Source organism: Halobacillus massiliensis (genome assembly GCF_900166625.1).
Taxonomy (GTDB): domain Bacteria; phylum Bacillota; class Bacilli; order Bacillales; family Halobacillaceae; genus Halobacillus_A; species Halobacillus_A massiliensis.
In genome coordinates this window covers 2767249-2789474 of the sequence record NZ_LT800499.1, presented here as the reverse complement: position 1 = coordinate 2789474, position 22226 = coordinate 2767249, and the positions used below count along the sequence as shown (strand labels likewise).

Sequence of the window (22226 nt, the reverse complement as noted above, 5' to 3'; positions counted from 1 at the left end):
GGTAGAAAGGATGGAGAATCATGCAGACAACATTAATGGTAGAAGGAATGACTTGCGGACACTGCGAAAAAGCAGTAAAAGGTGCCCTGCAGGAAATAGAAGGAGTAGAGGAGGTAAAAGTTGATTTGCAAACAGGCAAAGTCGACGTAGAATCCGAAGACAATGTAAGTAAAGATGATATGAAGGATGCCATTGAAGAACAAGGATACGATGTTGTTTCATAATATGGATTAAATAAACAGCCCCGGGGGTATAAAGAACTAATATCCCCGGGGCTGTTTTTCTTTTAAAAATATAGTCGACGAGGCAGGGTAATGCTGCGATGTAGATGCCTATGAGAATGCAATTCCGTTTGTCTGAATAAAGAGAGCCGGGGCAGGGGAAACTTGCTTTCCATGGGCGAACGGTGAGTTCCCTCAGGCTAAAGCTTTGGGATCTCACACTGTTCTATCCTCCCATAGGAGTGTCGCCGTTTCCCCCGGCCCTTTACTTTTATTAGGAGTAACGGAATATTGGGGAAGAAGAGCCTATTTCCTTAAGAGCGGTTACTGAAACTACAGTGTTCCGTTTATACCACCAATAATAAAAGAGGCTGGGAAATGGCGAGACTCCTGCAGGGAGATAGAGCCATGGTGAGATCCGCGAGTGCAACGAGCTAGCTCACCGGCTCCCCGCGGAAAGCGAGCTATTTCCCAGCCGCGTTTCTCCGTCCTTGATAAACGGAACAGCTCTTTCTCTTTCATCATTGAGAACTAAATGAAGCAATGACAGGCTCCCCGTGGAAAGCGAGCTATTTTCAAGCCGTGTTTCTCCGTCCTTGATAAACGGAACAACTCTTTCTCTTTCACCATTGAGAAAAAACGAAGCAATAACGAGGCTCCTGGAAGGGACAAACTCCCACGGAAAACGAGTCATTTCCAGGCATCTTTTCTCTTACCCCAATAAACAAAACCGTCTTTTTCTTTCTCTTAACCATATTTATCTTTTTTCCTTCCTCACTAGTTTAAATCATTGAAGTATTTTTACCAGCATCCAGACAATTCATCCAATACTTTCAATAAAATCTATTAATCTTGACGATTAGAAAAAAATGTATGTGTCAAATATATTAAATTTTAATCATTAACAACAATTTTCGACAAATTTTTTATAAGATAGTCAATAGGTAATTTTACGAAAAATCTTACATTAGGTAAGAGAAAAACGGTGATAAATTCAAATAGTTAGAGGTAAAAAGATGAAAAAAGTGTTTATTATTTTCGCAATAACTTTCTTTTGTATCCCTGCTGTTACCTCGGCTTTTGCTCCTGGAAGCGGTGATATCAGCCTTTTAACAGAATCAGCTATTGTTATCGATGAAGAATCAGGAGAAATTCTCTTTGAGAAAAATGCTGATCAAAAGATGTATCCTGCCAGTCTCACTAAAATGGCAACGGCCATCTACGCCATTGAGAAAGCTGATTTGCAGGATAAGGTGACGGTTAGCGAGAAAGCAAGAGAAGTAGACGGTACAAGAGTTTACTTGGAACCTGGGGAAGTAGTTACTCTTGATAAATTAGTAAAAGGCCTTTTAGTTAATTCAGGAAACGATGCCGGGTTAGCCATTGCTGAACACATGAGCGGAAATGGGAAGGCATTCTCTGAAGAACTAAATAAATATTTAAAAGAAGAAGTCGGCTTAAGAAATACCCACTTTGAAAACCCGCACGGCCTATATCATCCAAAACACCAGACGACGGCCAAAGACCTGGCTGCTCTCACTAAATACGCTTTGAAAAACCCTACATTCTCCAAGTATTTCGGTATGAAAAAGTTAGACTGGAAAGGTGAAGGATGGGAGACTACTATCATTTCTCACCATAAACTGCTTATCGACCCGAGTAATGAGGACGTAACGGGGGGGAAGACAGGATTTGTTAGTCAATCAGGAACGACGTTATCTACTTCAGCTGAGAGAGACGGTCTAAAAGTAATTGTCATTACTCTTAAAAGTGAGTCACAAAATGTGGCCTATCAGGAAACCAGCAAACTGCTTGATTATGCATTTGATCACTATGAGACTAATTCTATCCCAGATAATAAAGTTTACAAGGCCGATGGAAATGAATTTATCACCCCAGAAGAACTTCATTACGCCAAGCCAAAGGATCAAGCCATTGAAGAGAAAGTAACGGGGGATGGACGACTGGAGATACACAGTGAAGACAAGCTTCTCACTTCTTTTCAGCTGGAAAAAAAAGAAGAACCGGAAACTCAAGTTTCTTTGCAAGCGGAATCCACAACTTCTCCCAACCATTGGATATTTGACCTGTTCTATTACTGGCAAACTTCTATTACTAAATTAATCAATTAAAAAGCAGGCTGTCCCAGTGACAGCCTGCTTTTTTTATCCATTTATTATTACACCACCGTTTACGTGGATCATCTGTCCCGTGACGTAGCTTGAATCACTGGAAGCTAAATACACGTAGGCCGGTGCTAATTCTTTTGGCTGTCCAGGTCTCTTTGTTGGATTATCAGAACCGAACTCCGCTGTCTTTTTAGCATCAAAGCTTGCTGGAATTAACGGTGTCCATACAGGTCCGGGTGCAACTCCATTTACACGTATCCCTTTACTTACTAATGATTTTGCCAGAGAGCGAGTAAATGTCGTGATCGCTCCTTTAGTCGAGGAATAGTCGATCAGCTGCTCATTCCCTGCGTAAGCCGTGATGGAAGAAGTGTTTATAATAGTACTTCCTTGCTTCAAATACGGAAGGACAGCTTTTGCCATGTAAAAATAAGAAAAAATGTTTACACGGAACGTTTCTTCAAGCTGTTCATTCGTAATATTCATAAAATCCTCCTGCGGATATTGAATCGCAGCATTGTTTACTAAAATATCAATTCCTTTAAATTCCTCCACAATCTGTTTCACCGAATCTTCACAAAATCCAGCATTTCCAATGTTTCCACTGAATAGTCTGCAACGTTTTCCTTCTTTTTCGACTAATGATCGAGTCATATTGGCATCATCGTGTTCATCTAAGTACAAAATGGCAATGTCGGCTCCTTCTTTTGCAAAGTAAAGACTAACGGCACGTCCAATTCCACTGTCTCCGCCTGTTATTACTGCAGTCTTGCCGGTAAGTTTGCCGCTTCCTTTATAGTTTGGATCCTCATAAATGGGCAGAGGATTCATTTCGTGTTCAAAACCAGGCTGACGATTCTGGTGCTGTTTTGGCTGTATTTCTTTTTTCTGGCTTGACATGTTTGTTCCTCCTTGAAAAACGTATTAGTTATAAGGATATCCAACCCTTTAAGAATTCACTCATGAATATCTTTCAAGCGTGTAATGATGCTCTATATGGTTTGCGTGAAACGGTAGATGAATTGGTTTAAACGAAAGAGTCTCTAATTTCATTCTTTTGGAGGACATGCCTTCATATATTGAATCATAAACTGTTATTCGCTTGAGGGGATAAAACCTATGAATCGGATTATTAGAAAAACAGCGGCTATAATAATAGGAAGTATTTTGCTTGCGGTGGGAATTAATATGTTTTTAATTCCTGACAGGGTATTAGATGGTGGTGTGATCGGTCTCGGCCTGATTGTCAATTATCTCTGGCATATTAAGGTGGGGATTACAATCATATGTATTAGTATTCCGATTTTTGTGGTTGCATGGTTCTATTTCAGGCCATATTTTTATAACAGTCTCCATGGACTGCTCATGTCTTCTTTTTTAATTGATTTTTTTAGTGGGATACGTGCTTTTCATCTTGATATACCACCCGTTTTTTGTTCAATGATAGGCGGAGTACTAGTAGGGAGCGGAATCGGCTATATGTTACGTCACCAGACGAGCACTGGCGGAACAGATCTTCTGGCTCAAATGATCGCCAACCTGTTAAAAATTAATGTGGGTTATGTCATCCTTCTTATTGATTTAGCTGTTATTTTATTAGGAGGTTATTTGTTTTCAACTCAGACATTGTTGCTCTCTATAGTAACGATTATCAGCGTGGCTTCAGCCACAGTCATGTTCACTTCCAAGCTGTCTTTAACACCTGTTTAAAGTAAAACCTGAGCTTTCCTGCTCAGGTTTTTTTATGGGTTTTTAGAACTTATGTATAAATCGTTTCATTCTAAAGTACAGGAGAAAATTATTACTTCTAATTAGTTAAGCAGTCTCAATTATCTTCTGCCATAAAAAGCCGAAGCATATATATCGACATGAGCAGCTGTATGAGAGGGGAGACTTTAATGGATTGGTATATAATCGTGATTCCTGTCATTACAACTATCTTTACCTACTTGTCCCTATATATAAAAGAAGCTTTCCAGCAGAAGAATCAGCTGGAAAGATCAATAAATGAAAAGAAACTGGTTGAATTATATAATCAGCTATTCAGCTATAGTCTTAGATATGTAGAGAAATTAGATAAAAGCTTTTACATCGTTCCTCAGACCTTGTTTTACCTGGACGGAGAGTTTACTTCTGATGGCAATGTATATGTCGTTAATGATCCCGAGTATTGGGATGATGTTATTAAAGAAATACGAAAAAAGATCCATGAACAACTTCACCTGCTTGAACAGGACGATCTCGACGTATGGCATCAGCTTGAACTGCTGGAGCTTGAAGAAAAGTGGACAAAAGATCTAAAGCTCAATGTGGAAAAATATAAGCTGCTGCTTGAATTTCTTAAGGTTATCCAGCAGAAATATAAGCGATTATACAGAATGTATTATAAAAATATCTAGCGTGATTATGACGGCTGTTTTAATGGAATCTCCACAAGGCATATTCTATAAATCTGGAAAGTGATTTAACTGGGCAAATAGGGTATTCTATAGGAAAAGGATTTCTGACATTAGTGCCGGAAATGAAGGGAGATATTTTTAATGCATGGATCCATTGAGGTCAACCATCTTGCTAAAACCTTTAAGAAAGGCAATGTACAGGCAGTGAAGGATGTCAGTTTCACAGTAAATGAGGGAGAGTTCTTTGCTTTTCTCGGACCTAATGGAGCTGGCAAATCAACGGTTGTCCAAATGCTGACAACTTTGATCAACCCCACAGGAGGAGAAGCTTTTGTAGCTGGTTATAATGTCAGTAAAGATCCTGGAAAAGTGAGACGCCATATTGGAGTGGCCCTCCAGGAAACAGGAGTGGATCCTGATTTAACAGGAAGAGAAATGCTTGAACTTCAGGCCCGTATATTCGGCTACCAGAAGCAGAGTGCCAAACACCGTGCTGACGAGCTGCTTGAAATTGTACAGTTAACAGAGGATGCTTCCAGAAAAATTGGGAATTATTCAGGAGGCATGAGACGCAGGCTTGATCTTGCTTTAACCTTAGTCAATGAGCCTAAAATCTTGTTTCTCGATGAACCGACGACAGGTCTTGATCCAACAAATAGAATGGCGATCTGGAAGGAATTAGAGCGTTTGAATAAACAGGTGGGAACGACCATATTCCTGACGACTCAATATTTAGAAGAAGCGGATTCACTGGCTGACAGAATCAGCATTATTAATCGTGGACTGATTGTAGCTTCAGGGACTCCGCAGCAGCTGAAGTCTCAAATAGGGAATGATCTAATTACACTTACATTCACAAAAGAAGCAGACTTACACGAAGCAGAAGCTGTCCTTAAGGAAAACTTATCAACTGTGGATTTAATTGTGCAGAACGGCAAGCTGAACGTTTATGTACATGAAGGAAATAAGCAGCTGCTGCAAATTGTAAGACTTCTAGATGAACATAAAATAGAGCTGGACACTACCAACTTGTCCTCTCCCACATTAGACGATATTTTTCTTAAGATAACAAATGAACCTGAGGAAGGTGAGGAAAATGGGCAATAGTTTAATAAAAGATACGTGGCTTATTACGAAAAGAAATATCATCACTACGTTGCGAAATCCATTTTCTTTCATACCTAACTTATTAATATCTGCTTTTTTCTTACTTGTATATGATGGGGGATTAAGCGGGATATCACAGCTTCCTAACTTTGAAGGGGCTAATTATCTGGCATTTATTCTTCCTGTATCCATTGTATCTGCAGCAATCGGCGGAGCCGGGGGTGCCGGGCAGGCCATCGTAAAAGATATAGAAAACGGCTTTTTTTCAAGACTGCTGCTTACACCAGCTTCACGGCTGGCGATAGTGCTCGGGCCGATCATCGCCGGTATGCTGCAGCTGTTTGTTCAGACATTGTTCATCTTAGCGATCGCCTATTTGATGGGCCTTGAATCGGTAACGGGGATAGGCGGTATTTTATTCGTTATTTTAATTACGATTGGCTGGGGGCTTGCTTTTGCTGGGTATTCAGCAGGGGTTGCTTTAAGAACGAAGAATGCTCAGGCTGCCCAAGCTGGAACATTTATTTTCTTTCCGCTTATTTTTCTCAGTACCACATTTGTCCCTTACGAACTGATTGAAGCTCAGTGGCTTAAGGTCGCAGCAACAATTAATCCAACAACCTATATTTTTGAAAGTATGCGAACGGTCCTTATTGATGGCTGGCAATGGTGGGAGCTGATGCAGGGTATCATCGCAATAGCCATCGCCTGCGCCATTACCATTACATTTGCTGCAGTATCTGCTAAAAAGGCAGTTTCACGAGGGTGATTATTCATTAAAACAGGGAAGTAACGTGCTTTATAAATGAAGATTAGAGATAAATAGGAGCACCGTGGAAATCAACAGACTTTCCCGGTGCTTTTATCTTTCTACAGTAAAAGAACAGTTTTAATGCTAAATAAAAAGCAGGTGTGAATCTAATATTTCTGTATATTGAAAATATTGGTATACTAAAAAAGAAGAAAGGAGAGGTAATGTGAATATTGACGATAACAAAAGGTTTATAGTGGACGTTAAGGAAGGCTACACTCCTGTAATTGGCAGGCTTGTTTCTATGATGGAATACACAAGAAATACGACACTGGAAGCAGTAGAAAACCTTACAGCAGAGGAATTGGACTATCGAATAGATAATAAAGGGAACTCCATCGGCTGCCTCTTGAATCACATAGCAAGTGTTGAAGAAGTCTATCAAATTATGACTTTTGAAGACAGGGATCCTACTGAAAAAGAGTTTAAACGACTTGAATCAGGCCTTGCACTCGGAGAGAAAGCACATCAGGAAGTGAAAGGTTTTGAATTATCTCATTACATAAATCAATTAAATAACGTCAGGAAAGAAACACTGGAGCGCTTTAAACAAAAAGACGACAAATGGATGGATGAAATTTCTCCGTTTGGTCCAGACGATCAGGCTAACCATTATTTTCGCTGGTTTCATGTCTTTGAAGATGAACTCAGTCATCGCGGACAAATTCGGCTCATCCGCCGGCATTTAGAAGCTTTTAATACAGCTGAGAAGTAAAAAAAAAGAAAGTTTGATACTATGAATGTTACCAATAAGAATGGACTGCTTCTTTTACGAAAGGATAAATTAGGTGAACGAGAGTGGAGAAACGATGATTACCAAACCTCGTATGGAGATCTTTCCATTGATAAAGGTTCTTTTTTAATTATGAACCCGGAAGAAAAGCATAAGCAGCTGAACGTCGTCGAGGAGAAATTTCTTGTCGAACTTAATCCTGAGCTTATTAGAAGTGCCGCCCAACAGATGGGACTTTCCGAAAGAGAACCGGAGTTTTCTATGATTGCTTATAAACACCCGCAAATTCAAATGTGGATGCTATTTGTGCGCGACTTTCTAATAGAACATGAAAATTCTGAGCCAGAAATGAATGCTTTCTTTTTAGATAACAGTCTGACCCAGCTCTCCATTCTTCTTCAGTACGGAGCAGGTTCTCATCTGAAAGAATTCCCAGGGCAGAGCAGCGAAGCTGGTATTGTTCGTCTGCTGGAGGTTCTTAAGGAAAACTTCGAGAAAGATTGGACATTAGATGAAATGGCAGAACACGCTCAGTTTAATAAATATCAATTCTCTCATCTATTTAAGCAAGAAATTGGATTATCTCCATATTCCTGGCTCCAGTTGTACCGCTTGTTTATAAGTAAATCTGCACTCATTCAGACTCAAGAAACAGTCTTATCAATTGCTCTTCAGCATGGATTCAAAAGTGTTAATTCCTATAACCATCTATTTAAAAAAGTTTATCGAAAGACACCGACCGAGTTTCGCCGCAATTACCGTGCGTAGACCTATACCTATTAAACTCACAATCATGACTCCGCTGAATATTATTAAAAATTGAATAGGAACAAAAATGGCCAGAGAGCCATACAAAGCTAAAGACAAAGTGTTTGCTAGGTATAACAAGACGGCGTTTGTACTAAAAGCTCTCCCCATTTTATTCTCTGGGACAAGCGTCTGTAGAAGATAAACTCTTGCCAGCCCTGCTATAGGAAGACCAATGCCAACGATCACACAACCGATAAAAAAGTGAACAACGTTATAAGTGAGTCCATAATAAACAACTCCACTGCCCCAAATTAATGAGCCTGCCAGATAAATGGTTAATGACATTTTCTTAATAAGATAAGGGATCATAAGATTTGTAAGAATGACCGCAGCTCCAAATACACCTTGCAGGATGCTGTATATTTCCTCGCTGCTGCCGGTTATTTCTTTTAAGGCAAGCAGAAGGCCAACCTCCCATACCCATGTGTTAAAGAATACAGTAAGAAATGTAAAAAAGAATAACTGTTTAATCATTGTATGGTTTTTTGCCCATGACAGGAATTCAGTAATAGCCCCAAACATGGCCTTTAATGACCTGTCCGCATAATTGCTGTAATTTTTAAAGTGAATCCTCCAAATAGATAAGGCGCTGACCGCGTAAGATACAGCGTCTATTGTAAAGAAGTGGATCACCCCATACGAGTTGAGCAGCCAGACGGATAAAAAAGGGCTGAGCACAGTAACGCCTCTAGTTAAGCTGTCATATAAGCTGTTTACTTTCGTGCGCTCTGATTCCTTAGTAATTAAGGGGAGGATGGCACGATGGGCAGGGTTAAAAAAGCAGCCAATGCTGTGAATCAAAAAGCTAATGACCATCAAATAAATGAAATTTAACAGTTCTAATTGATAAAAGATTACAACTGATGAGATTAAAGGAATCCTTACTAAATCCAAAAACAGCAGCAATTTCTTCTTTGGAAGCCAATCAGCAGCGACCCCTCCTATAAGCCCATTGAAAAGATAAGGTATTGTTTCACCTGCAGCAATAACTGTCGTATGCAGCGCCGACTGTGTCATATCGTAGGCTAAAAATAAAAATGCCATTCCTGATAGTACATCCCCGAATCTTGAGACACTTCCCGCCAAAAGGTAATATCGTATGTTTTTATTTAAACCTGTCATTTAAGTCACCTCCTACTTATCATAAAAGGAGACGAGTAAAGGGTCTGTCTGATTATTGCTTAATTATTATTCAATTTTTAAGGAGGAATACGTGATGAGAGAAGTGAAAATAGTTCCTTATTCTTTGCATTGGCCTGCGATGTTTAATGCAGAAGCAGTGAGGGTGAAGAGTATTTTCGGAAAAGAGATGGCCGGTATTCATCATATTGGAAGCACATCCATACCATCCATCCATGCAAAGCCTGTGATCGACATTTTAGTAGAAGTGAATGATATTAGAAAAGTGGATCGTTACAATTCGGAGATGCAGATGCTCGGATATGAAGCAAAAGGGGAACATGGCATTGCCGGCCGCAGGTTTTTTAAGAAAGGCGGGAACAGCCGTACACATCATATCCATGTGTTTGAGAGTGGAAGTCGGGAGGCGGCACGTCATTTAGCATTTCGAGATTATATGAGAGCACATCCGGAAGAAGCGCTGACATACAGTCAGCTAAAGCAAAGATTAGCTGAAAAGCATCCTTTTGATATCGACAGTTATATAGAAGGAAAAGATGCGTACATAAAAGAAATTGAGCAAAAAGGGTTAGAATGGAAAGAATCTTTAAGAAAGGATTAATCTTATTTTGCACGTATTTATGAAACTCTCCAGTCTTGAAATAAAAACAGAAATCTCCACCTGAATAATTTATTAGAAAAACTTTTGTATTTTAGATTAAAATAATTATAAAATGGGAATAGTTATTAAGTGGGAGGTGTTAGGTTTATTAGAATTAATCATTATACAAATTCAGGGAGGGTTTCATCGTGGCAGATAACAAGGATAAGAATAACTCGAAGAATAAGGATATGGAACGGGAGACACTGACAACAAGACAGGGTCGTCCTGTTACAGATAACCAGAATATCCGTACAGTAGGCAATCGAGGGCCCGCCACACTTGAGAATTATCATTTTATCGAAAAAATTTCCCACTTTGACAGGGAAGAAGTTCCAGAACGTGTAGTACACGCACGCGGTTCCGGGGCATTTGGATACTTTGAAACATATGGAAAAGTCGGGGACGAGCCTGTCGAGAAGTATACTCGAGCTAAAGTATTTTCAGGAGCAGGTAAGAAAACGCCATTAATGGTGCGTTTCTCCACAGTAGCTGGTTCAAAAGATTCACCTGAAACCGATCGTGATCCCCGTGGGTTTGCGGTTAAAATGTACACAGAAGATGGAAACTGGGATCTTGTCGGGAATAATTTAAAAATCTTCTTTATTCTTGATGCTATGAAGTTTCCAGATATGATTCACGCCTTTAAGGCAGACCCGGCATCAAATGTTAAGAATCCTGAACGGATGTTTGATTTCGTCTCCCGCACTCCTGAGGCGACCCATATGATTACATTCCTGTTCTCTCCATGGGGTATTCCGGCAACTTACCGTCATATGCAGGGTTCAGGGGTGAACACTTATAAGTGGGTCAATGATAAAGGTGAAGCCGTGCTTGTTAAATATCACTGGGAACCGAAACAAGGGATCCGGAACCTGACACAGGAAGAGGCTGACATGGTTCAAGCGAAAAATGTAAGCCATGCTACACAGGATCTCTTTGAGTCTATTGAACGTGAAGAATATCCTGAATGGGAGCTGTTTGTTCAAATCATGGAGGATGACTACCATCCTGAACTTGATTTTGATCCGCTTGATGATACGAAGCTTTGGCCGGAGGATAAGTTTCCTTGGCTGCCGGTAGGACGAATGGTTCTTGACCGCAATCCAGAGGACTTTCATGCGGAAATAGAACAGGCTGCTTTTGGTACAGGAGTACTTGTAGATGGAATGGATTTCTCAGATGATAAAATGCTCCAGGGGCGCACGTTCTCTTACTCAGATACCCAGCGTTACCGCGTAGGGGCAAACTATTTGAAAGTTCCTGTAAATGCCCCTAAAACCGGTATCCGTACAAACCAGCAGCGCGGACAGATGGATACTCGCGATCCCAGGGAATCGGGGGACAATCCTCATATTAACTATGAGCCATCAATGAAAGGCGGTTTTCAGGAAGCTGACGGTTCAGATAGACCGCCTCATGAGCCAACTTACAATGCTGCCGTTAAGAGTGAGCCGATTGATCGTACGAACAATTATGGGCAGGCAGGCGATACGTACCGCAGCTTTGAAGACTGGGAACGGGACGAATTAATTAATAATCTTTCCAACGCGCTTGCAAGTTGTGATGAACGTATTCAAAACGCTATGATTGAACATTTTACACAAGCCGATGAAGATTATGGACGCCGTGTAAAAGAAGGCATTGAAGCAAAAATAGCGGAGATGCAGGAAATGAATATGGAAAATGAGATTCCAGGACGTGAAGCATCTAAATCTAAATATGGCCAAGGTTCATTCGCTCAAAATGAGGCAGCCGAAGAAGCTGTGAAGAAGAGCCATGAATCCGATCCTTACTAATTAAATAAGAAGAAAAGGACTGCTCAAAAGTCAGTGAAGACTGACCGAGCAGTCTTTTTTTTTATTTTTTAATAACACATTCTAATGATAATTTGAATATAATGCTTTGACGTTATTTAATAAGAAGGATACACTATAAACAAATATTCAAATGATTATTTGAATGAAAGGGGAATATAATGAGCAAAGATATAGAAAAAACGGCTCCCACTTGTGAAACGTTTTGTTATGATGAAAAATTGGTCAGCCGAATACAACCTAAGGTTGAGGAAGTAGCCGGGGTTGAACTCATATTTAAAGCTTTGTCTGATGCAACCAGACTTAAGATAGCCTATGCTTTAACATTGGAACCAGAATTATGTGTATGCGATGTTGCAAATATTATCGGTTCCACTACAGCTACTGCTTCTCATCATTTACGCCTGCTGCGTAATATGAAGCTGGCAAAATATCGTAAAGAGGGGAAACTTGTATTTTATTCACTGGCGGATGAGCACGTACGCCAGCTTGTTTCTATCGCCATGGTTCATGCCAATGAGTAGGAAAACGGGGGAATTCTTATGAAACAGAATCCGGAAATAGCAGAACATAGCAGCTGCTGTTCCCATGAAAATAGTACCCAAGGAAAAAGCTGTTCAGATAATCGACAAAAAAATGAGCCTTTCCTTGAATCACCTGCTGATCATATGCAGACATTCAGCGTTACAGGAATGGATTGCGGATCATGTGCAGCTACCATTGAAAAACGTTTATCTAAAAATTCTAAAGTAAAGGAAGCACGCGTTAATTTTTCTACGGGGAAATTGTATATAGACCATACGATGACTTCTGAGGAAGTTATTAAAGAAGTGGAAAGATCAGGGTTTAAAGCAGCTTTAATTAAAAAGGGACGACCGCAGACTGCTGAGCAAAAAGAAAAGGGCTGGGCTACATTAATTTCAGGGCTCCTGCTAGCTATTGGATTTATCTTATCCTTTACCAATCTGCCTCAGCCACTCGTAACCTCCTTCTATGCAGCTGTCATTGTGCTCGGCGGTTATAAGCCTGCTAAAAGCGCCTTTTATGCTGTGAAGAGCCGGTCCCTTGATATGAATGTGCTGATGGTTTCAGCCGCTCTTGGTGCTGCTCTTATTGGAGAGTGGTTTGAAGGAGCCACAGTTGTCTGGCTGTTTGCGCTTGGCAATGCGCTGCAAAGCCGATCGATTGAACGTACCCGGGAATCGATTCGCGGCTTAATTAACCTGACTCCATCAGAGGCCACGGTTAAATCAGGGAGTGAATGGGTTCGTAGACCTGTAGAGGATGTAAAAGTAAATGATGTAGTTTTAATAAAACCTGGTGAAAAAGTGCCGCTTGATGGGGAGGTTATTGAGGGCTTTTCCAGTTTAAATCAGGCTCCTATTACCGGAGAGTCTCTGCCTGTAGATAAAGGCAGAGGAGATAAGGTATATGCTGGAACTATCAATGAACAAGGATCGATCGAAGTTGCCGTGACTAAATTGGTCGAGGATACAACGATTGCTAAAATTATTCATCTCGTCGAAGAAGCACAGGGGAGGAAAGCGCCGACCGAGGCTTTCATTGACCGTTTTGCCAAAGTTTATACACCTATTATTTTTGCGCTGGCCTTATTAATTATTGCAGGTCCTCCTTTACTGGGAATGGGATCCTGGAATGAATGGTTTTATAAAGGGCTTGCACTACTTGTAGTGGCCTGTCCTTGTGCGCTCGTCATTTCTACACCGGTAGCCATTGTATCGGCGATAGGGAATGCAGCGAGAAATGGGGTCTTAATTAAAGGAGGCACGTTTTTAGAAAAAGCCGGACTGATACAAGCGGTGGCTTTTGATAAAACGGGAACATTAACAGAAGGTAAACCAAAAGTGGCGCACGTTATCCCGGTGGATGGTGACATTGAGGAGACTTTAAAGATCGCTCGCACTATAGAAGAGCATTCTACTCATCCTATTGCCCGGGCAATAACGGAGTATGCAGAAGATCGTGGGATACGTTCAGATGAAGGCAGACTTTTTCAATCGATTGCTGGAAAAGGGGCGAAGGCTGTCATTCATGGAGTCGAGCAATTTGCAGGAAGTCCTAAATTATTCCGTGAGATGAATACTGATTTCCCCCGTATAGAGGCACAGATTGATTCTCTGCAAAAGAACGGACACACCGTTGTCGTTGTAGGAAGCGATGATAGAATTTCAGGCATTATTAGTGTAGCAGATACGATTAGGGATATTTCCGTAGAAGCGATTAAAAAGCTAAAAGGTGTCGGTATGCAAGAAATCGTTATGCTTACAGGAGATAATGAAGGAACCGCCAGGAAAATTGCCAGCCAGACAGAGATAGACCGTTATTTTGCGGAACTTCTACCTGAAGATAAAGTCTCCGCTGTTAAAAAATTGCAGCAGGAAGGTAAAAAGACCGCTATGGTTGGGGACGGTATTAATGATGCCCCGGCGCTTGCCACGGCAGATCTCGGGATAGCCATGGGAGGGGCAGGTACTGACACGGCTATGGAAACAGCGGATATTGTACTAATGGCGGATAACTTAGAAAAGCTTCCCCATACCATTAATTTGAGCCGGAAAGCATTAACTATTATTAAGCAGAATATTTGGTTTTCTTTATTAACTAAAACGGCAGCGCTGCTGCTCATATTTCCAGGGTTTTTAACATTATGGATGGCGATATTAAGCGACACGGGAGCTGCTTTAATTGTTATACTCAACAGTATGAGATTATTAAAGCAAAAATAGAGAGAGCTTCTCTCTATTTACATAAGCAGGAGATAAAACTGCTTACCAGTGGGGACCGCGTCAATAAAATAGTTCCATTAAAAAACGCTTCTCCTTAAAGGGAAGCGTTTTTTTCTACTGTGGTTTTTATCAAAAAGGAAACAATGGTGCGTGTAACAATACCGAAAAAGACGGCAATTAATATACTTCCCACCCCACTATTATTGGTAATAGCCAGTCCCGCTTGAAAACCAAGGAAAATCATCGTACCGGTAACAAATCCAAGGATAAGTCTTTGGATCAACGGATTGCTCATCTTTGAAAACTCCTTTGACAATCTATTCTATTCCTCAATATTTGCTAGTTTGGCTGGCTTTATACCAATAGTGACTGAAAACATAAGCCGTTCACACTAAAATATATCCCTCGAATACACGACAAACTAACTAATTTTCAGTAAATAATTCAAAAAATTTGAAAAACTTTCCGCTATTTTTTTAAAATTAAACCAATCATCAAAGGAGGGGCATTTAATGAATGTGAGAATAATCTTGGGCTTCATTTTATCATTAGCAATTATGTCAGGAGGCGGACAAGTGGCTGCGGCAGAAAACTGTTTTAATGAGGGTATTTCGTTAACACCGGAAGAGCAGCGGATTGAAGATGGCAAGCCAATTCCTCAGCAGATCATGCAAGAGGCACAGTTTACACAATATGCGGATCAGTTTAAGAAAGATCTTTGTCAAGCTGAGAACATAAAGCAGGTGGAAAACTTAATAACTAAACATGGAGAGAAGCTGTGGAGTACAGCTGTTCAACGTGCACAAGGGGAGAGGACAGACTTAGGGGATCTGGATCGATATGATGATCGGCCGCTGTACTGGACAAGGTTACATATGACCAGTGCCCTGAGACAATGGGAGCCAACATTTAATATTACTGATAAGGACAAAGAGAGGCTGATGAAGCAGCTGGAATATACGTCAAGGGGAATTACCTCTATCGATTACCCTAAAGGTAAAGGGGGGAAGCGTATTTTAGTAAGTGGTTTTGACCCTTACCGCCTCGAACAGGAATTTAGAAGATCCAACCCTTCCGGGGCTGCAGCCCTGCAGTTAGATGGAAAGAAAGTGATGACAAATGACGGGCCAGCTTTTATTCAGGCCGCTAATTTCCCAGTAAGATGGGAGGATTTTGAAGAAGGTATTGTAGAAGATACGTTTGGTCCTTATTTAAAAGCTACGAAAGAGCAGGTTGATTTAATGATGACCATCAGCCAGGGCGGTCCAAGGAAGATGGCGATCGAAGGATATGCCGGACGCTGGCAGACAGGTATTGATAATAAGCTTGAGGAGCGAGCGAATGTCATCCCAACAGCTGAGCACTGGCCTATGCCTGATGTGCTTCCTGAGTTTATTGAAACTACGCTGCCGGTGAAGGAAATGACCGCTGCAAATACCGGACCATGGCCGGTAGTAAGAAACAATGAGATATGTGAGTGGCAGGCTCCCCAATATCGCGATGGAGACTATGTATGTCATGAAAATGGGCCATCAGAAGACTCTTATGCCCGTTCTGGAGGCGGCGGAAGTTATTTATCAAATGAAAGCCAATACCGCTCCAACAGAGTGAGGCTGGGCTTAGGGGCATATGACATACCAGGAGGACATCTGCATGTTGCTGCACAGGAACATTATCCTGAAGAACCTGGGATATATACGACAGATGAGTTTGAGGACTTTCGACAGTCTACTGTTGATCAGACAGTAGAACTTGTAAAAGCAACAGCTGGTGCTGTAGATCGTAAATAAAAAAAGGTGGACGCTTAGTATGGCGTCCACCTTTTTTTATTTTATTTATCAAATAATGGGCTGACAGGTTTTTCATTAAACACACGCTTGATCGCTTCACCAATCAGCGGAGCAATTGTAAGCTGAGTAATTTTATCCAGCTTTTTCTCATTTGAAAGAGAAATGCTGTTAGTCACAATCAATTCTTTTACAGGTGATTCTTTTATTTTATCAACAGCTGGTCCAGAGAGAACAGGATGTGTGCTGCAGGCATAAACTTCTTTAGCCCCATGGTCGAGCAGCGCTTTCGTCCCGCTCGTAATTCTGGTAGCCGTATCTACAATATCGTCCATAAGAATAGCCGTTTTGCCTTTAATATCTCCTACTATATTTATTTCACCTTTAATATCTCCACGAGGGCCGCGTTTATCAATAATAGCAATATGTGTTTTTAAATGGTCCGCCATCTGTCGGGCCATTTTCACACTGCCATGATCTGGAGATACGACGACTACATTTTCCAGCTTCTTCTTTGTAAAGTATTCCGTCATAATTGGCATGGCGAGAAGCATATCGACAGGAATGTTAAAGAATCCCTGGGCTTGTGGAGCATGAATATCAATGGACATTAGTCTTGTAGCTCCAGCTCTTTCGATTAAGTCAGCGACCAGCTTGGCTGTAATCGGGTCACGGGGCTGGGCTTTCCGATCTTGCCGGGCGTATCCATAATAAGGAACGACGACAGTTATGGATTCTGCCGAAGCACGCTTTAAAGCGTCAATCATAATGAGAAGCTCCATAATATGCTGATTGACCGGTTCGCTTGTCGATTGAATAACAAATACATCAGCTCCGCGGACGCTTTCTTCTATATTAATTTGCAGTTCACCATCACTAAATTCAGTGACAGAACATTCACCTAGCTCAATTCCCACGTTATCCGCTATTTCCTCAGCAAGTGCTCGATTTGATCTTAAGGAAAAAATCTTTAAGTTAGACTCTGGATCTTTGGACATTTCTGGCTCCTCCTTGTATATGTACGCTCTTCGTTTTTCTATATCATTATCCCAAAGATTAAAGGGATACACAAGAACGTCAAGGGATAAAAAAGTAAGGGAAAACAGACAAACACGAATACCATTTCCAGTGGCATATACTAATTTAAATCTTCTTCTGGAAGGGAAGTATGATCGTGTATTATAACTATTACTATCCAAACTATTATTATCCTATGTATTGGCCGCAGCGTCCCCATCGACCGGCAGATGGGGAACTGCTGCAAAGTTCTGCTGGACAAATGAAAAAACTGATGAGTGATGCCAGTATTGTGCTTGATCGTTTAGCTTCTTCCCAAGCGTTTGATGCACAGCTTATGCAGGCGGCTGAACAGTCAAATAGTGAGGAAGTTAAGCAATTAATCAATTCCATCGGCGTGGGTTCAAAAGTAGATGTTTATTTTAATCCTGATGGACTGCGGCTGGAGTTCTCCTCACAGGTTAGCGGTGTTGACTGTTGTAAGCTGCGAATTGCTTTGCGCTGGCGATAATACGGAAGAAAGCCTCGTTTCGGTAGTAAATATTGATATCGAATGAGGTATGTATTTTAGAAGGACAAGCCTTCTTCGGTTTACATATTTTTGGAAATGAGGTAAAATTGTAGATAATTCTGAAAAATAAAGCAATTTAAAACGTGAGATGGTTTCAAGAGTAGAGAACAGCCGGACGAACGGAAGGGGATAAAATATGATTTATGAATTTACTGTGCCTGGAATGATTTTTCTGTCGGTTGTAGTTGCTGTTATCATCCTTATGATTACCATTTTATATAAAAATCCAGAATAAAAAAATGAAACATGCGGGTTAATGCAGCCCGCATGTTTATTTGTACTTTTTATCTGTTCCATCTTCAAATTCAATTTCGAGTTCAAATTTATCGTAATTATCTTCAACCTCAAATGCCTTCTTTACTTCTTTGATCACTTCTTTATCAGAAGTATTTTGATCGAAAGTGAAGCTCTCAAACAAAGGAGAAAGCTTTTCTAATGCTTCATCACTTCTTAAATCTAGATCCTTCATTTCATCAAAGTATTTAGCATCCATTCCTTCCTTCTCATTTTCATACTCTACATCCACTAACTTATCATCCGGATACTCCACATCCAGTTCAAAAGCTATAAAGTTAAAGCTTTCATCTGTCTGTCCGGCCAATTGATCTTCATTTTCAGCAGGAGCGTTTTCTGGAGGATTGTTAACTTCTTCATTGTTGTTATTATTACAAGCAGCTAGAAAAATCATCAATAATAAAAAAGCCAGTTTCTTCAAATTAATCATTCCTTTGTAAGTAGTAATGGTAGCTTCTGCTTTCTAGGGAAATTTATACTTTTGAACCAGTATGCTGAGTGTTTTTCACAATAATTATACGCGTGCAGAAAAAGGCTGACGGGATTAACTCGTCAGCCTTTTTCTGATTCTATAAAATCACATGAAATAAACGGTTGAGATATGAATTTAGTATAATTCTTATACTCTCAAGCTATTGAAAAAAATCTGACGCTGTCGTATAAGGATTACTTTAACGGATTTACCCATCATTTAGTGCGTGAAAGCAACAGCACTTTAAATAACGTTCTTGATAGAAAATTTAGATAACTCTAAACTGGTTTTGGTACCTTATTTTTACATTAACTTTAGAGGAGGTTTTGTGATGATTCCGCCCCGCCCTCAGCTGCAGAAAGTCTCTATGTACTCGCCCGGCAAGCCCATTGAAGAATTAAGACGTGAAAAAGGACTGAATCGTGTTATTAAAATGGCTTCTAATGAGAATCCGTTTGGTTATTCTATTTATGTTGATCAAGCCGTACAAGAGGAAATGCGTGAGCTTACAAGATATCCTGAAATCACTTCACCGACGTTAGGTTTTAAGCTGGCCAGGCGTCTCAAAGTAAACACAAATCAGCTTATTTTTGGAAATGGATCGGACGAGATCATTCGACTTCTTACCAGATCATACATAAATGAAGGGGATGAGGCTGTAATGGCTAGTGTTACATTCCCGCGTTATAAAACGAATGTTCTCATTGAAGGCGGCAAGCCTGTAGAAGTTGAGATGACGGATGGTACACATAATCTCTCGGCCATGCTTAAAGCAATTACAGACAAAACAAAAATGATGTTTGTCTGTAATCCAAATAATCCTACAGGAACAATTGTCAGGAAGGCTGAGCTTGCACGGTTTATTGACGAGGTCCCTTCCCACATTCTGCTAATCATTGATGAAGCATACTATGAATATGCAGATAGTGATGAATACCTTGAAACACTGCCTTTACTGAATGATTATCCTAATATGATTATTCTAAGAACATTTTCAAAAATTTACGGCCTGGCCGGTTTAAGGATTGGCTATGGGATAATGGCTCCAGCTATCGTACAGGAACTTATGAAAGTAAAAGATCCATTTAACCTTAACAGATTGGCAGTCGCAGCCGCTGCTGCTTCACTGGAAGATGAAGAATTTCTCCAGAATACGATCAAGAAAAATAAAAAGGGGAGGAAGCAGCTGATTCAAGGATTTAATGAACTAGGTCTATCTTATTTTCCTACACAAACCAACTTCATTATGGCAGATGTTAAAAGGCCGGCGGAAGAAGTTTTTGAAGGACTGTTAAGCAAAGGAATTATCGTGCGGCCAGGCCACTTAATGGGGTATCCGACAATGCTTCGAATCACCATCGGTCTTGAAGAGGAAAACCAGCTATTTTTAGAGGCATTAAAAACATTCACACAAGAGACCCCTCAATCTGCCACATAAAGGAGAGATGATTTTTGAAAAAGGAATTTCCAATTATTCAGTACATCAATGGTAATGGAGAGCTTGTAAATGAGCAGAAAGAAGTGAACGAAGAAGAGATAAAACATTTTTATCGACATATGCTTCGAGTGCGGTTAATGGATAAGAAATGTCTGAATCTGCAGCGGCAGGGAAGGATTGGAACATATGTACAGTATGAAGGGCAGGAGGCAGCACAGGTGGGCAGCGCACTGGCTGTATCGGAAGGCGACTGGATGTTTCCAACATACAGAGATCATGCAGCAACGATGACATTTGGCCAATCTCTTAAAACCCAATTTCTTTATTGGAAAGGCCGGGTAGAAGGAGGCATACCTCCAGAGGATAAACATATTTTTCCACCAGCCGTACCGATTGCCTCCCAGCTTCTGCATGCCGCGGGAGCCGCCTGGGCAGAAAAGAAAAAACATACAGATCGTGTATCTATTGTTTATTTCGGAGATGGCGCAACATCAGAAGGAGATTTTCATGAAGGCCTAAACTTCGCCAGCGTCTTCCAGGTGCCGGCTGTATTTTTTAATCAGAACAACGGATTTGCTATTAGTGTGCCCGTAGAAAAACAGATGAATTCCAAAACAATCGCTCAAAAAGGCCTGGCATATGACATACCAAGCCTGCGAGTGGATGGCAATGATGTGCTAGCCGTCTATCAGGAAACGAAAAAAGCTGTAAATCGAGCACGAAGAGGTGAAGGGCCGACGTTAATTGAAGCTGTCACTTGGAGATACGGAGCCCATACTACCGCAGATGATCCGGCAAAATACCGTGACCAGCAGGAAAGCGAACATAGAAGATTAACAACTGATCCTTTACTTCGAATTGAGCGGCTTCTTAAGAACAAAGATTGGTGGGACGAAACTTGGAAAGTACAGCTGGAAGAGCAATTTTCAGATGAAATAAACAAAGCTCTTAAAGAAGCGGAAAGCGTTGAGCCTGCTCATATAGATCAAGTTTTCCAACATGTATTTGAGAAACCGACATGGACGATTGAGAAACAACGTGAGCGTCACCATCAAATAATAAAGGAGGCTCACTAATGACGACGATAGCAGCAGAAGTGAAGAAGCTGACAATGGTGCAGGCCCTTACAGATGGAATGAGGACCATGATGAAAGAAGATGATTCAATCATTGTCTTAGGGGAAGATGTCGGAGTTAACGGAGGAGTATTTCGCGCTACTGATGGACTGTACAAGGAGTTTGGAGAAGAGCGGGTCATTGATACACCATTAGCTGAATCAGGTATCATAGGAACATCAATAGGTCTTGCGGTAAACGGCTTTAAACCGATCTGTGAGATGCAGTTTTTTGGTTTCATTTATCCGGCCTTTAATCAAATCATGACACACGCAACCAGGCTGCGCCAGCGTACTTTAGGAAGGTATACGGTTCCTATTGTCATCCGTGCTCCATATGGCGCAGGAGTGAAAGCCCCGGAAATTCATTCAGATAGCGTAGAAGCATTGTTTACCCACATTCCCGGGTTAAAAGTGGTTGTTCCCTCTAACAGTTACGATGCGAAAGGTTTACTCATTGCAAGCATTGAAGATCCAGACCCTGTTTTGTTTTTAGAGCCGATGCGCTGTTACCGGTCAGGACGCCTGGACGTCCCGGATAATAAATACTCATTGGAGCTTGGAAAGGCTGCCGTAGTTAAAGAAGGTAAAGATGTAACGATTTTTACTTGGGGAGCTATGGTTTCAGATACGGCGGAAGCTGTGAAAAAGTGGGAAGCGGACAATCACCAGACGTGTGAAATTATCGATCTTAGAACTCTTTATCCCCTCGATAAAGATTCGATAAAAGCTTCTGTAGAGAAAACAGGGAGGGTGGTTGTCGTGCAGGAAGCTCCTGAAACAGGTGGAGTATGTGCGGATATTATCTCCGTTATTAACGATGTTTGTTTCTATTATTTAAAGGCACCTGTACAAAAAGTAACTGGTTTTGATACTTCTGTTCCTGTTTATTCTTTGGAACAGGACTACCTTCCGAGTATGAATAAAATTATTTCAAGTGTAAAAGAAGTATTGCGCGACTAAGGAGGCAAAAAAGCTT

At 40.8% G+C, this 22226-nt stretch carries 22 protein-coding genes; 17 read left to right on the top strand and 5 right to left on the bottom strand.

The window, feature by feature from the left end; translation table 11 throughout:
• Positions 1 to 20 precede the first annotated feature (20 nt).
• Positions 21 to 224, top strand: coding sequence for a copper chaperone CopZ (gene copZ, locus B7E06_RS13870; RefSeq protein ID WP_082234561.1), 204 nt, complete (start codon positions 21 to 23; stop codon positions 222 to 224).
• 1013 nt (positions 225 to 1237) lie between these two features.
• Positions 1238 to 2353 carry a D-alanyl-D-alanine carboxypeptidase family protein gene (locus B7E06_RS13860; protein WP_082234559.1) on the top strand — a complete coding sequence of 372 codons (1116 nt, stop codon included), beginning with the start codon at positions 1238 to 1240 and terminating at the stop codon, positions 2351 to 2353.
• 33 nt (positions 2354 to 2386) lie between these two features.
• On the opposite strand, the gene B7E06_RS13855 is transcribed toward B7E06_RS13860, so the two are convergent.
• Positions 2387 to 3250, bottom strand: coding sequence for an SDR family oxidoreductase (locus B7E06_RS13855; RefSeq protein ID WP_082234558.1), 864 nt, complete (start codon positions 3248 to 3250; stop codon positions 2387 to 2389).
• A gap of 219 nt (positions 3251 to 3469) precedes the next feature.
• On the opposite strand from B7E06_RS13855, the gene B7E06_RS13850 reads away from it, so the two are divergent.
• The 6 genes from B7E06_RS13850 (at position 3470) to B7E06_RS13825 (ending at position 8168) form a co-directional block, all read left to right on the top strand.
• Positions 3470 to 4060, top strand: coding sequence for a YitT family protein (locus B7E06_RS13850; RefSeq protein WP_082234557.1), 591 nt, complete (start codon positions 3470 to 3472; stop codon positions 4058 to 4060).
• 188 nt (positions 4061 to 4248) lie between these two features.
• Entirely contained in the window at positions 4249 to 4749 is a 501-nt protein-coding gene (locus B7E06_RS13845) for a hypothetical protein (RefSeq protein WP_082234556.1), read from the top strand.
• A 141-nt stretch (positions 4750 to 4890) separates the two neighbouring features.
• Positions 4891 to 5856 carry an ATP-binding cassette domain-containing protein gene (locus B7E06_RS13840; RefSeq protein WP_082234555.1) on the top strand — a complete coding sequence of 322 codons (966 nt, stop codon included), beginning with the start codon at positions 4891 to 4893 and terminating at the stop codon, positions 5854 to 5856.
• Positions 5846 to 6625 (top strand): ABC transporter permease, encoded by a 780-nt coding sequence (locus B7E06_RS13835; RefSeq protein ID WP_082234554.1) that lies wholly within the window; start codon positions 5846 to 5848, stop codon positions 6623 to 6625. The genes B7E06_RS13840 and B7E06_RS13835 overlap by 11 nt, the downstream gene beginning before the upstream one ends.
• Positions 6626 to 6833: 208 nt before the next feature.
• Positions 6834 to 7382, top strand: coding sequence for a DinB family protein (locus B7E06_RS13830; protein ID WP_245807738.1), 549 nt, complete (start codon positions 6834 to 6836; stop codon positions 7380 to 7382).
• A gap of 21 nt (positions 7383 to 7403) precedes the next feature.
• A complete protein-coding gene (locus B7E06_RS13825) occupies positions 7404 to 8168 on the top strand; it encodes a helix-turn-helix transcriptional regulator (protein ID WP_082234553.1) in 765 nt (254 codons plus the stop codon).
• On the opposite strand, the gene B7E06_RS13820 is transcribed toward B7E06_RS13825, so the two are convergent.
• The gene (locus B7E06_RS13820) at positions 8109 to 9332 is read right to left on the bottom strand and encodes an MFS transporter (protein WP_082234552.1); all 1224 of its coding nucleotides are present in this window, start codon (positions 9330 to 9332) and stop codon (positions 8109 to 8111) included. The two genes, B7E06_RS13825 and B7E06_RS13820, sit on opposite strands and share 60 nt — an antisense overlap.
• A gap of 94 nt (positions 9333 to 9426) precedes the next feature.
• On the opposite strand from B7E06_RS13820, the gene B7E06_RS13815 reads away from it, so the two are divergent.
• From B7E06_RS13815 to B7E06_RS13800, 4 genes are all read left to right on the top strand, one after another.
• Positions 9427 to 9951 (top strand): GrpB family protein, encoded by a 525-nt coding sequence (locus B7E06_RS13815; RefSeq protein WP_179134058.1) that lies wholly within the window; start codon positions 9427 to 9429, stop codon positions 9949 to 9951.
• 188 nt (positions 9952 to 10139) lie between these two features.
• A complete protein-coding gene (locus B7E06_RS13810) occupies positions 10140 to 11789 on the top strand; it encodes a catalase (RefSeq protein WP_082234550.1) in 1650 nt (549 codons plus the stop codon).
• 179 nt (positions 11790 to 11968) lie between these two features.
• Positions 11969 to 12331, top strand: coding sequence for an ArsR/SmtB family transcription factor (locus B7E06_RS13805; RefSeq protein ID WP_082234549.1), 363 nt, complete (start codon positions 11969 to 11971; stop codon positions 12329 to 12331).
• 18 nt (positions 12332 to 12349) lie between these two features.
• Positions 12350 to 14554: a heavy metal translocating P-type ATPase gene (locus tag B7E06_RS13800; RefSeq protein WP_082234548.1), complete on the top strand. Its 2205-nt coding sequence runs from the start codon at positions 12350 to 12352 to the stop codon at positions 14552 to 14554.
• Positions 14555 to 14648: 94 nt separating this feature from the next.
• Here B7E06_RS13800 and B7E06_RS13795 read toward each other — a convergent pair whose 3' ends face one another.
• Complete coding sequence (locus B7E06_RS13795; RefSeq protein ID WP_082234547.1) at positions 14649 to 14849, bottom strand: hypothetical protein; 201 nt, start codon at positions 14847 to 14849, stop codon at positions 14649 to 14651.
• Between the two features lie 217 nt (positions 14850 to 15066).
• Between B7E06_RS13795 and B7E06_RS13790 the strand changes: the two genes are divergently transcribed.
• Complete coding sequence (locus tag B7E06_RS13790; RefSeq protein WP_082234546.1) at positions 15067 to 16344, top strand: C15 family peptidase; 1278 nt, start codon at positions 15067 to 15069, stop codon at positions 16342 to 16344.
• A gap of 41 nt (positions 16345 to 16385) precedes the next feature.
• Here the strand turns inward: B7E06_RS13790 and B7E06_RS13785 are convergent, their stop codons facing one another.
• Positions 16386 to 17339: a ribose-phosphate diphosphokinase gene (locus tag B7E06_RS13785; RefSeq protein WP_082234545.1), complete on the bottom strand. Its 954-nt coding sequence runs from the start codon at positions 17337 to 17339 to the stop codon at positions 16386 to 16388.
• 170 nt (positions 17340 to 17509) lie between these two features.
• Between B7E06_RS13785 and B7E06_RS13780 the strand changes: the two genes are divergently transcribed.
• Positions 17510 to 17869: a YuzC family spore coat inner layer protein gene (locus B7E06_RS13780; protein WP_143414498.1), complete on the top strand. Its 360-nt coding sequence runs from the start codon at positions 17510 to 17512 to the stop codon at positions 17867 to 17869.
• Positions 17870 to 18200: 331 nt separating this feature from the next.
• Here the strand turns inward: B7E06_RS13780 and B7E06_RS13775 are convergent, their stop codons facing one another.
• Positions 18201 to 18644 carry a YusW family protein gene (locus tag B7E06_RS13775; protein ID WP_179134057.1) on the bottom strand — a complete coding sequence of 148 codons (444 nt, stop codon included), beginning with the start codon at positions 18642 to 18644 and terminating at the stop codon, positions 18201 to 18203.
• Between the two features lie 382 nt (positions 18645 to 19026).
• Here B7E06_RS13775 and hisC point away from each other — a divergent pair, with 382 nt between their 5' ends.
• From hisC to B7E06_RS13760, 3 genes are read left to right on the top strand one after another with little or no spacing between them, the layout of a single operon-like run.
• A complete protein-coding gene (gene hisC / locus B7E06_RS13770; protein ID WP_082234543.1) occupies positions 19027 to 20133 on the top strand; it encodes a histidinol-phosphate transaminase in 1107 nt (368 codons plus the stop codon).
• Positions 20134 to 20147: 14 nt separating this feature from the next.
• Positions 20148 to 21209 carry a pyruvate dehydrogenase (acetyl-transferring) E1 component subunit alpha gene (gene pdhA, locus B7E06_RS13765; protein ID WP_082234542.1) on the top strand — a complete coding sequence of 354 codons (1062 nt, stop codon included), beginning with the start codon at positions 20148 to 20150 and terminating at the stop codon, positions 21207 to 21209.
• On the top strand, positions 21209 to 22210 hold the full coding sequence (locus B7E06_RS13760; protein WP_082234541.1) for an alpha-ketoacid dehydrogenase subunit beta: 1002 nt from the start codon (positions 21209 to 21211) through the stop codon (positions 22208 to 22210). The genes pdhA and B7E06_RS13760 overlap by 1 nt, the downstream gene beginning before the upstream one ends.
• Positions 22211 to 22226: the final 16 nt, after the last annotated feature.